Annotated in this window: 5 protein-coding genes; all 5 read left to right on the plus strand. The window is 74.2% G+C overall.

Going from position 1 to position 11,914, the window contains the following annotated elements:
- Window positions 1-176 precede the first annotated feature (176 nt).
- Genes asnB through ACH4RC_RS36650 form a run of 5 tightly spaced genes read left to right on the plus strand, consistent with a single transcriptional unit; the run spans window position 177 to window position 11,868 of the window.
- Window positions 177-2,048 (plus strand): asparagine synthase (glutamine-hydrolyzing), encoded by a 1,872-nt coding sequence (gene asnB / locus ACH4RC_RS36630; RefSeq protein ID WP_398208544.1) that lies wholly within the window; start codon window positions 177-179, stop codon window positions 2,046-2,048.
- Window positions 2,045-2,806 carry an aspartate/glutamate racemase family protein gene (locus tag ACH4RC_RS36635; protein WP_398208579.1) on the plus strand — a complete coding sequence of 254 codons (762 nt, stop codon included), beginning with the start codon at window positions 2,045-2,047 and terminating at the stop codon, window positions 2,804-2,806. The genes asnB and ACH4RC_RS36635 overlap by 4 nt, the downstream gene beginning before the upstream one ends.
- Complete coding sequence (locus tag ACH4RC_RS36640) at window positions 2,803-4,545, plus strand: AMP-binding protein (RefSeq protein WP_398208545.1); 1,743 nt, start codon at window positions 2,803-2,805, stop codon at window positions 4,543-4,545. Before ACH4RC_RS36635 ends, ACH4RC_RS36640 begins: the two co-directional genes overlap by 4 nt.
- Window positions 4,542-11,129 carry an amino acid adenylation domain-containing protein gene (locus tag ACH4RC_RS36645; RefSeq protein ID WP_398208546.1) on the plus strand — a complete coding sequence of 2,196 codons (6,588 nt, stop codon included), beginning with the start codon at window positions 4,542-4,544 and terminating at the stop codon, window positions 11,127-11,129. The genes ACH4RC_RS36640 and ACH4RC_RS36645 overlap by 4 nt, the downstream gene beginning before the upstream one ends.
- A gap of 1 nt (window position 11,130) precedes the next feature.
- On the plus strand, window positions 11,131-11,868 hold the full coding sequence (locus ACH4RC_RS36650; RefSeq protein ID WP_398208547.1) for an aspartyl/asparaginyl beta-hydroxylase domain-containing protein: 738 nt from the start codon (window positions 11,131-11,133) through the stop codon (window positions 11,866-11,868).
- The last annotated feature ends 46 nt before the right edge of the window (window positions 11,869-11,914 follow it).

Here is an 11,914-nt window from a genome sequence, read left to right on the forward strand (position 1 = left end):
ATCGACCCTATTCGGGAATTCGCCCGGCAGCCAGGTCTGACGGGCCGACAAAAGTGCTGCGCAGGTGCCTTGCTGATAACTTTTCATTGACCCTGCTCTGTTTCGTGGGATAGCGTCGAACTTGCATCTGGTGATGTGCAGGTGTGAAACGGGGATATTGAAACGTGTGCGGAATAGTGGGTGCTTTCTCCCTCGGTGGAGCGCATCGGATCGATAGCCAGGTCATTTCTCGAATGACATCCGAGCTAATTCACCGGGGCCCGGACGACGAGGGATACCACACCGGTAATGGTATTGCGCTGGGCTTTCGCAGACTTGCTCTGAACGACCTGGAGCGAGGCAATCAGCCGCATTTCTCGGAGGACCGTACCCTGGTCTCCGTCTGCAACGGCGAGATCTTCAACCACCGGCGGCTGCGGGAGAAGCTGACAGGCGCGGGTCACCGCTTCCGTTCCGCGTGCGACACCGAGGTGCTCGTCCACCTCTACCGCGAGTACGGCACCGATCTCACCGCCCACCTCGACGGCCAGTTCGCCTTCGCCCTCCACGACGCCCCCGCCGGACGCCTGCTTCTCGCCCGCGACCACGCGGGGATCGTGCCTCTCTTCTACACGGTCGTGGACGGACTGCTCCTGTTCGCCTCGGAGATCAAGGCCATCCTGCGCCACCCGGCGGTGAGCCCCCGCGTCGACCTCCGCGGCCTCGACCAGATCCTCAGCCTCCCGGGGCTCGTCAGCCCGCGCACCATGTTCGAGGGCATCAAGGCCCTGCGGCCGGGGGAGAGGCTGATCGCGGACTCGTCCGGGGTGACCACGCAGCGCTACTGGGACCTGGACTACCCGATCGCCGAGGCCCTGGAACCGGTGCGCGACGGCGACCTCGACGCCGAACTCGGGCGCGCCGCGGGGCAGATGACGCAGCTCCTGGACGACGCCGTGCGCGCCCGGCTGGCCGCCGACGTTCCCGTGGGCCTCTATCTCAGCGGCGGGCTCGACTCCAGCCTCATCGCCGCGCTCGCGGCGGACTCCCGGCCGGATCACGCCTGGCCGAGCTACTCCGCGGTCTTCCCCGACCACGACTTCGACGAAAGTCCCCACCAGCGGCTGGTCGCGGCCAAGCTGGGAACCCGCCACCACGAGGTGCCGATCCGGCACGACGACCTCGCGGCGCGCCTGACCGCCATGGTGCGCCACGCCGAGACGCCCGTCCGCGAGTCGTACAACGTCTGTTCGCTGATGCTGTCCCGTGCGGTACGCGCCGACGGCACCGTCGCCGTGCTCACGGGGGAGGGCGCCGACGAACTCTTCGGCGGCTACCCCGGGTACCGCTACGAGGCCGCCGGACTCGGGGCCGGCCGGCTCAGCGGCCTCGACGCCGAACTGGAACGGGAGATCCGGCACCGGATGTGGGGCGTCGACCTCGGGTACGAGACCGACCAGCTCGTCGCGCAGGATTTCCGCCGCGACCTGTACTCCGACGACGTCGCCGGTTCCTTCGACGAGTTCACCGTCACCTCCCAGCGCCTGGTCGACGCCGAGCGGCTGCGCGGCCGGCACCCCCTGCACCAGCGCTCCTATCTCGACTTCCACCTGCGCCTCGCCGACCACCTCCTCGGTGACCACGGTGACCGGATGGCCCTCGCCAACTCCGTCGAACTGCGCTTCCCGTTCCTGGCCCGCCGCGTCGTGGACCACGCCACCACCCTGCACCCGGCCCTGATGGTGGCCGGCGGGGCGGAGAAGGCCGTGCTGCGGCGGGTCGCCGAGGGGCGCGTGCCCGGCGAGGTGCTGGCCCGCAGCAAGTTCGGCTTCCGCGGTCAGACCAGCAGTCACCTGCTCGGCGGCGGCGCCGACTGGTTCGAGGAGCTGCTCTCACCGTCGCTGGTGCGCAAGCAGGGGTACTTCCACCCCGACACCGTGGCGGCGCTCGTCCGGCGCCAGCGGGAACAGGGCAGCCACGTGCACGCCCACCTCGACACGGACTACCTGATGGTCATCGCGACTTTCGCCCTTTTCGTCGAGGAGTTCGGCCTGCCGTGTCTCGGATGACCCACCCCGCCGCGCCCGGCGGCCAGAGCGCCACCGGGACCCGGCCGTACGGCGTGGAGCCGTCACTGCCCCTGGTCGGAATCGTCGGCGGCATGGGCCCCCTGGCCTCCACCGAACTGCTGCGCACCGTCTACCACACCGGTGACGGACGCCCCGAACAGCAGACGCCCCGGGTGCTGCTGTGGTCCGACCCCGCCGTGGTCGACCGCACCGAGGCCATCGGGACGGGCGACCTCGAACCGCTGTACCGGGCCGTCGAGAACGCCGTGCGCGGCCTGGTGACCGCGGGCGCGCAACGGGTCGTCGTCGCGTGCGTCACGGCGCACAAGGTGCTCGGTGACCTGCCGCCCGACCTCCTCACGCGCTGCGTGTCGCTGGTGGACGTCGTCCACGAGGAACTCGTGCGCACACCCCGGCCACACCTCCTGCTGTGCACCAAGGGCACCGCACAGGCGGGCATCCTCACCTCCGGCCCGTACGCGGACCGGGCGGCGCGCCACCTCGTCATGCTCAGGCCGGACGACCAGGACGCGCTGCACCGCGAGGTCTACCGCGTCAAGCGCGGCGGCGACCCGCTCCGCACGGCCGGCTTCCTCCGCGACACCCTGCCCCGCTACGGGGTGCGGTCCTTCGTCGCCGCCTGCACCGAACTCCACCTGGTCACCCGCGCCATCGCCGCCACGGGCCGGTCGGACGAGTTCCCCGCCATCGACCCGCTGACGGTCGTGGCCCAACGGATCAAGAACGGAGAGCTGTGAGCCACACCACGATCCTGGACCGCTGGGCCGACCATGTCGAGCGCGACGGGCAGGCGCCCGCCGTCGCCACCCCCGACCGGGAGTGGAGCCGCGACGAACTCGCCCGCTACGCCTGCGGACTGAGGGCCCGGCTCGCCGAGGACGACGGGCGGGGACCGGTCCTCATCGCCTGCGCCGAGCCCGTCCCGGTCATCGCGGCCATTCTGGCCTGCGCCGCCACCGGCCGGACCTTCGCCCCCGTCGACATCCGGCAGCCCGAGGCGCGCTGGGCCGCACTCCTGGAGGACCTGCGCCCGGCAGCCGTCGTCACCGACCGGGCCGGAGGCGCTGCCCTCAGCCCCCACCTCGGCCTCCTCGCCGGCGTCCGGGTCGTCGCGGCCGACGCCGTCGAGCCCGGTGACTGGCGCGCCGCCGACTGGCGGGGACTCGACGTACCCGACGCCGGGTACGTCTACTTCACCTCGGGCACCACCGGACGCCCCAAGGGCATCAAGGGCAGCCTCCAGGCCGTCGAGCACTTCCTCGACTGGGAGAGCGCCGAGTTCGGCATCACCGAAGGCACCCGGGTCTCCCTGCTCACCTCACCCGGCTTCGACGCGTTCCTGCGCGACGCGCTCGTTCCGCTGCGCTGCGGCGGCAGCGTCCAGGCCGCCGGACCCGGCACAGTACCCGTCGCCGCCTCCTTCGCCGAGTGGCTGGAGAAGCAGCGGGTCGAAGTGGTGCACTGCGTGCCCACCGTCTTCCGCACCCTGCGGGCCGCCGGCCTCACCGCCGACTCCCTGCCCGAGCTCAGGACCGTCCTGCTCGCCGGCGAGCCGGTCCGATCCGCCGATGTGGCCTGGTGGCGCGCCCTGTTCGGCGACGACAAGGCACTGGTCAACCTCTACGGACCGTCCGAGACCACCATGACCAAGGTCTTCCGGCGCCTCGGCGCCGAGGACGCCGAGGCCGAGACGGTACCCGCGGGCGTCCCCCTGCCCGGCGTGGACATCCGGGTCCTCGCCGCGGGCGCACCCGTCACCGGCACCATCGGCGAGATCGAGATCCGCACCCCCTTCCCGCTCGGCGGCTATCTCGACGGCCGGGCCGGCGGGTTCACCGGCACCCACGGCTACCGCACGGGCGACCTCGGCCGGCTGCGGCCCGACGGTGTCCTGGAGGTCCTCGGCCGCCGAGACCAGCAGGTCAAGGTCAACGGCGTACGCGTCGAACTGGGCGAGATCGAGGACACGCTGCGCCGCCACCCCGGTGTCCGCGACGTGTGCGCCGCCGCCGTCGCCGAAGCGGGCGCCGACCCCGTCCTCGTCGCCTACGTCGTCACCGACGACTCCGTGACGGACGGCGAACTGCGCGCCCACGCCGAGAGCGGCCTCGTCCCCGGCTGCCGCCCCGCGCTCCACGTCCGGCTCGCCGCCATCCCCCGCACCCTGAACGGCAAGGCCGACCGCAGGGCCCTGCCGATGCCGTCGGCCGTACGGGCCGCCGCCACCGAGGACGGCCCCAGGAACGACACGGAGGCCCGGATCGCCGGACTCTGGTGCGAGTTGCTGCACCTGTCGGCCGTCGGCCGTCACGACGACTTCACGCTGCTCGGCGGCGACTCCCTGACCATCGCCCGTCTGCTGGACCGACTGCGCTCGCTGTTCGGCGTGGACGTCCCCCTGCGGACCTTCGTCGACGACCCCACCGTCTCCGGTCTCGCCGCCGCCGTGACCTCCCGGAGCAGGAGCAACCGATGAGCCCCGCCGCCGTACCGTCCAGGCCCGAACGGGGCCGCGCCCCGCTCTCCTACGCGCAGCGCTCGATCTGGCGCGCCGAACAAGCCGTCCCCGGCAGCGCCCTGCACAACGAGACCGCGGCGTTCCGCCTCGACGGCCCCGTGGACGCCGACGCCGTCGAACGGGCCCTGGCCGCACTCGGCGCCCGCCACGACGCGATGCGCTGCGCCGTCGTCGCGGACGCCGACGGCGAGCCGTGGCAGCACTTCGCGGACCGCGTCCAGCCCACCGTCGAGCGGATCGACCTCGCTCACCTGCCCGAGCGACGGCGCGAGGAACGGCTCGCGGAACTTGTCGCGAGCGCCGTGGCGGCACCGTTCGACCTGGCCCGGCCGCCGCTGATGCGCACCCGCCTCTACCGGCTGGGTGAGGACCGGCACCTGCTGCTCTTCGTCGCCCACCACATCGTCGTCGACGCCTGGGCGTTCGGCGTCTTCCTCGAGGAGCTCGCCGCCCGGTACGCCGCCGAGACCGGCGGCCCGGCCGTCGAAGGAGCGGCTCCCGGCCGCGACTTCGGGGACTACGCCGCCTGGCAGCGCAGCGACCCCGCCGCCGCGGACGGCCTCGGCCACTGGCGCGAGCGGCTGGGCGGGGAACTCCCGGTGCTCCGCCTGCCCACCGACGGACCCGGCGCCGGCGGCCCCGGCGACGCCGTCGCCGGAGCCGTCCACCGTTTCGTCGTCCCCGCCGACCTCGTCACCCGGCTCGCCTCCCTGGCCCGGGCCCGGCTCGCGACCCTGCCCGCCGCGGTGCTCACCGCGTTCTGCGCCGTCGCCCACCGCTACACCGGCCAGGACGACCTCGTCGTAGGCATGCCCGTCGCGACCCGCAACCGGCCCGCCCTGGGCGCCATGATCGGCCCGCTGCTCAACATCGTGGCCCACCGCGTGGATCTCTCCGGCGACCCGGCCTTCGACGAAGCCCTGCACCGCACCCGGCAGCACCTCAAGAGCGACCTCGCCCACCGGGACACCCCGTTCGACCTGGTCGTCGAGGATCTCGCCCCGGTGGGCGGAGGCCGGTCCCCGCTCTTCCAGCTCATGTACGCCTTCCACAGCGGACCGACCACCACCCTGCGCCTGCCGGGCGTCGAGACCACGCCGGCCCCGGCGCACAGCGGCACCGCGAAGTACGACCTCTCCCTGTTCCTGCGGCCCAGGCCGTCCGGAGACCTCGACGCCGAGCTGGAGTACCGCACCGCGCTGCTCTCCCCCCGGACCGTCCAGGGCATCGCGGAAGGACTGCTGTGTCTGCTGGAGGCAGCCGTCGCAGAGCCCGGCCTGCGCCTCTCCGAGCTGCCCGTGATGACCGCCGCGCAGACCCGGCTCGTCCTGACGGGGTTCAACGCCTCCGACCGGACACGGCCCGACTGGTCCACCGTCCCCGAGGCCCTGCGCGCCTTGGCGGCCCGGTCCGCGGACGCGCCCGCGGTCGTCCACGGCGACGAGATCCTCACCCGCGCGGAGCTGGACGCCGCCGCCGACCGCGTCGCCGCGCGCCTGACCGCCCGCCACCGCGTCCGCCCCGGCGACCGGGTCGCGCTGCTGGTGCCGCGCGACGCCGGACTCGTCCCGCTCGTCGTCGGAGTGTGGCGGGCCGGAGCCGTCCTCGTCCCGCTCGACGAGACCATGCCCGACGAACGCATGCGGTACGTCCTGGAGGACAGCGGGGCCCGGCTGGTCGTCACCGGGCCGGACGTCTCCGCGGCGCCGGACCCCGCCGTGCCGTGCGCGGACGCGGCGGAACTGCTGGCCGTGCCCCATGGGGACGACGACCCGGCGGCGGCGACGCCCGTCCCGTTCCCGGACGGCCCCGCCGCCGGCACGCTCGCCTACCTGATGTACACCTCCGGCTCCACCGGCCGGCCGAAGGGCGTGGCGGTACCGCACGATCGCGTCGCCAACCTGCTGCACAGCATCGTCCGCGAGCCGGGCCTGCGCGAGGACGACGTCCTGGTCGCCGTCACCTCCCTCACCTTCGACATCTCGGTGCTCGAACTCTTCGCCCCGCTCGTCGCGGGGGCCCGGGTCGTGATCGCGTCGCACGCCACGGTCCGCGACCCCGACGCGCTCGGCGCCCTGCTGGACCGGTCAGGTGCCACCGTCATGCAGGCCACGCCCTCCCTGTGGCGCGCCCTGCTCGACGGAGGCTGGCCGGGCCGGGCCACGCTGCGGGCGCTCAGCGGCGGCGAGTCACTCGACCCCGTGCTCGCCGAGCGGCTCCTGGACCGCTGCGCCGAACTGTGGAACCTGTACGGCCCCACCGAGACGACCATCTGGTCGACGGCCGGGCGCGTGCTGCCGGGGGAGCCGGTCACCGTCGGGCGCCCCGTGGCCCGCACCTACTGCCACATCCTCGACCGGCACGGCCGGCCGGTACCCGTCGGCGCCGCCGGTGAACTGGTCATCGGCGGGGCGGGGGTCACCGCCGGCTACTGGAACCGGCCCGACCTCACCGCCGTCGCGTTCGTCCCCGACCCGGTGGGCGCGGACCCGCTGAGCGGCGACGGCGCCCTGGTCTACCGGACCGGTGACCTGGCACGCCATCTGCCGGACGGCCGGATCGTCGTTCTCGGCCGGGCCGACCAGCAGGTCAAGATCCTCGGACACCGCGTCGAACTCGGCGAGATCGAGGCCCTGCTGACGCGCCACCGGCAGGTGCGGGCCGCCGCAGTCGTGGTCGACGGGGAGCGTCCCGCGACGCCCCGGCTGGTCGCGTTCGTCGTGCCCGAGGACACCACCGGGGACACGAACGCCCTCGGCCCGGAGCTCCGCCGCCACCTGCGCACCCTGCTCCCGCCCGCGGTCGTGCCCTCCGTCGTCGCCCCGCTCGACGAGCTCCCGCTCAACACCAGCGGCAAGGTCGACCGCCCCGCCCTGACCGCGGCGGCCCGCGCCCTGCCCGATACGGCGGCCACGGCCGAACGGGTCGCGCCCGCCACCGACGACGAACGATCCGTCATCGCCCTCTGGGCCGGCCTGCTGGGCACGGACGCCGGCACTCCGGGCGTCACCGACGACTTCTTCCTCTTGGGCGGCAACTCCATCGCCGCCACCCGGCTCCTGGCCCGCGTCCGTGCGGCGCTCGGCCACGCACCGTCCCTCGCGGACTTCTACGCCGACCCCACCCCGCGCGGCCTGGCCACCCGGCCGCCGGCCGGACCCGGGACGGAGCCGGCGGACACCCCGCAACCGGTCCCGGCCATGGCGCAGCCACCGGCGCCGGACGCCCCGGTGCCCCTCACCGACCAGCAGCGGCAGCTGTGGCTCACCCAGCGCCTCGCGCCCGAGTCCGCCGCCTACAACCTGGCCGCCGCCGTCCGTCTCGACCGTCCGGTCGACGCCGACGCCCTCACCCGGGCCCTGCGCGAACTGGCCACCCGCCACCCCGTGCTGGCCACCCGCTGCCACCTCGCCGACGAGGGCCCCGTCCTCGTCCGCCTGCCCGCCGACTCCCTCCGGCCCACCGTGCACGACGCGCCGGAAGAGACCGGCGCACAAGGCGCCGACGCGGCCCGGGCCTGGCTGGACTCCGTCATCGCCGACGAGGCCGTACGCCCCTTCGACCTCGCCGAAGGACCGCTGCTGCGGGTCACCCTCCTGCGCACCCCCGGCATCTGCGTCCTGCTGTTCACCGCACACCACATCGCCGTCGACGGCTGGTCGGTCACCGTGGCGGTCCGCGAACTCGCGGCGCTCCACGCCCTGCACACCAAAACGGGAGCCGCCCTGCCTCCCCCCGCCCGGGAGTTCCTCGGCCACGCCGCCGCCGCGGCCGGCCCCGCCGCCGTCGCGATCCGCGACGCGCAGCTCGCCTACTGGCGCACCCGCCTCGACGGCCACCCCGGGGTCCTCGACCTGCCCGCCGACCCCGAAGCCGGCCCCTGCCCGCCGGGCACCGGGGACACCGTGCCCGTCGTCCTGCCGCCTGACCTCACCGCCCGGCTGCGTACCACCGCCGCCCGGCTGCGGGTCACCCCCTTCTCCGTCCTGCTGACCGTCTACGCCTCCCTGCTGGGGCGCTACGCCGGCACCGACGACGTCATCGTCGGCGTGCCCGCCGCCAACCGGGGTGCGCCGGAGCTGGACGGCCTGGTCGGCTCCCTCGTCAACAGCCTGCCGGTCCGCGTCGACCTCACCGGGGACCTGTCGTTCGCGGAGCTCGCCCGGCGGACGGGACGGCAACTCGCCGCCGACCTCGACCGGCCGCTGGTACCGCTCGACCGGCTCGTGGACGGCCTCGGCGTGGCGCGCGACCCCGGAAGGCCCGCCCTCGCCCAGGCCGCACTCGTGCTCCAGGAGGCCCTGCCGGGGCTGATCCGGCTCGGCGAGGCCACCGGAGAGCTGCGGCCCGTGCCGACCCGCACCGCCAAGTACGACCTGACCCTCGCCCTGGAGGAGCACCCCGACCGCATGGAGGGCGTGCTGGAGTACGCCGCCGGAAGGTTCACCCGCACGTCGGCGGGCCGTCTCGCACGCCACCTGGAGACCCTGCTGCGCACGGCGCTCGACGCCCCCGATGCCGGGGCCGCGCTCGCCCCGCTCGACCCGGCCGGGACGCAGACACCGTCACCGCGGCCCGCCCGCCCCGCCGGCGCTGCCCGCGCGGCGTACGCCACGCCCGTCCACGAACTGTTCCGCGCACAGGCGGCGGCGCGGCCCGACGCGGTCGCCGTCCGCCACGACGGACAGAGCGTCACCTACGCGGCCCTCGACGCCTGGAGCGACCGGATCGCCGCGCGGCTGCTCGGCCTCGGCGCGGCACCGGGCCGTTTCGTCTCGGTCCTGCTGCCCACCGGCACGGCGCAGACCGCTGCGGTCCTCGCCGTGGCCAAGACGGGAGCCGCCTTCGCCGTCCTCGACCGGGAGAGCCCCGAACTGCGGCTGCGGGCCGTGCTCGCGGACGCCGAACCCCTGTGCGTGCTGGCCGACGAGCGGTGTCTGTCCGGCCTGCCCGAGCTGTGGGACCGGCAGACTGGCCGGTTCGCCGGTGTGCCCGTCGAGCCGCTCCTGCCCGACGAGCCGGACACCGGTGTGCGGCCGCCGGTGCCCTCCGCACCGGTCACCGGGGACGACGCCCTCTGCCTGGTGTACACCTCCGGATCCACCGGAACGCCCAAGGGCATCGCGCTGCCGCACGCGGCGCTCACGCAGTTCGCCGACTGGCAGGGAGAACGCTTCGCCATCGGGCACCGCAGCCGTATCGCCCAGTGGGCGCCGTTCACCTACGACGCCGCCTACACCGAGGTGTTCGCGGCCCTCTGCCACGGCGCCACCCTGTGCGTACCGCCGGACGGGATCCGCCGGGATCCCGTGGCCATGGCCGCCTGGCTCACAGCCGAGCGGATCACCCAGATCCAGACCGTGCCCGGCTTCTTCGCCGTGCTCACCGAGGCACTGGACCGGGACGGGGCCGCACTGCCCCACCTCGAACACGTCCTGCTCGCGGGCGAGGTACTGCCGCCCTCGCTCGCCGCGGCCTGGGCCGGCCGCACCGTCCGGCCCCGGCTGCACAACCTCTACGGGCCCACCGAGTGCGTCCTCGCCACCCACCGCGAACTGGCGCCGGGGGAGGCGTTCACGCCCTCCGTGCCCATCGGCCGGCCCATCGACGGCCGGGAGGCCCTCGTGCTCGACCACCGCGGGCGGCCCTGCCCGGTCGGGGTGGTGGGCGAGATCCACCTGCGCAGCGACTTCCTCGCCGGTGCCTACCACCGCCGGCCCGACGAGAGCGCCAAGGCCTACGTGCCCGACCCGTGGCGGCCCGGCGGCACGCTGTACCGCACCGGGGACCTCGGCCGGTTCCTGCCCGACGGCGAACTCGCCTTCACCGGCCGCACCGGCAGCCTGGTGAAGATCCACGGCAACCGCGTCGAACTGGAGGAGATCGAGGCACTCCTGCAGGCCCACCCGTCGGTCCGCGAGGCCGCCGCGGCCCTGCACGGCACGCCCGCCGCGCCGCGGCTTCTCGGATACGCGGTCGTGGACGGCGCCGTCACCGGGGACGACCTCCGCGCCCACCTGGCCGAACGGCTGCCCGCCCCGGTCGTGCCCGAGAGCGTGGTGCTGCTGGACGCGCTGCCCCGCACCCGCACCAACAAGCGGGACCGCGCCCGGCTCCCCGCCCCGCGCACGGACGGCCCGGACACCGCGGTACCACCACGCGAAGGCCCCGAGCAACTCGTCGCCGAGGCGTGGCGGCGGGTGCTGGGCACCGGCCGGCCCGTCGGCCGCCACACGAACTTCTTCGAAGCGGGCGGCAACTCACTGCTGGCGGCCCGGCTCCAGCTGGACCTCGGCCACCGCCTCGGCCGCGAGGTGAGGCTCGTGGACATCTTCGCCAGGCCCACGATCGCCGAATTCGTCGCAGGCCTGCGCACCGACACGACCGACACGGCGGACGGGGCGCCGCACGCCCCCCGCCGCAACGGGCCCGCCACCCCCGTCGACGAAGCCGCCGCGCGCGCCGGCCGCCGACGGGCCGCCGTCCGGGCCCGGGCCCGCGGCCGGGCCGACCAGTTCGACGTACCGACAGGGAGAGACTGACATGGACGTGCAGAGCATGATGACGGAGCTGCGGAACGCGGTGGGCTCCGAAGGGCTCGACCGGGTCGAGGAGTGCCTGGCCATCCTGGTCGGCGAACGGACCCCCGAATACCTCCACGACGACCAGGAGCCCACCCGGCTCTTCTTCCCCGAGATCAGCGCCCTTCCGTGGCACGACACCGCGGCGCAGCCCTGGGTGGCCGGCATGGAGGCCGCCCACGAGGACATCAAGGCGGAGTTCCTCGCCCTGCGCGAGGCGGAGGCCCGGTTCGCCCCCTACGAGGACCTGTACACCAAGGAACTCGGCTGGCAGGGCTGGGACACCTACCAGATCTACCGCGACGGCGCCTGGCGCGACGAGGCCCGGGAGCGCTGCCCGAAGACCTGCGAGGCGCTCGGCGCGACCCCGCACGGCCCGCGCGACGGCATGTTCACCGTCCTCAACCCCGGCGTCCACATCACGCCGCACACGGGCGGCGTGAACCTGCTGCTCACCGCCCACCTGCCGCTGGTCGTCCCGCCGGGCTGCGTCATCAAGGTCGGCGACGACGAGCGGGGCTGGGAGGAGGGCAAGGTCATCCTCTTCGACGACAGCTTCATCCACGAGGCGTGGAACCGGGGCACCCAGCAGCGCGCCGTCCTGCTGTGGGACGTCTGGCACCCGGATCTCACCGCCACCGAAGTCCGGGCCCTCGAATACCTGATGCCGCGCTTCCAGCGCTACCTGATGGCGGTCTGACCCCGGAAGGGACAACCCCACCGCCCCCGCCCGCCGACACGCAGGG

Source organism: Streptomyces sp. NPDC016845 (assembly GCF_044332585.1).
In the GTDB taxonomy this organism is placed as follows: domain Bacteria; phylum Actinomycetota; class Actinomycetes; order Streptomycetales; family Streptomycetaceae; genus Streptomyces.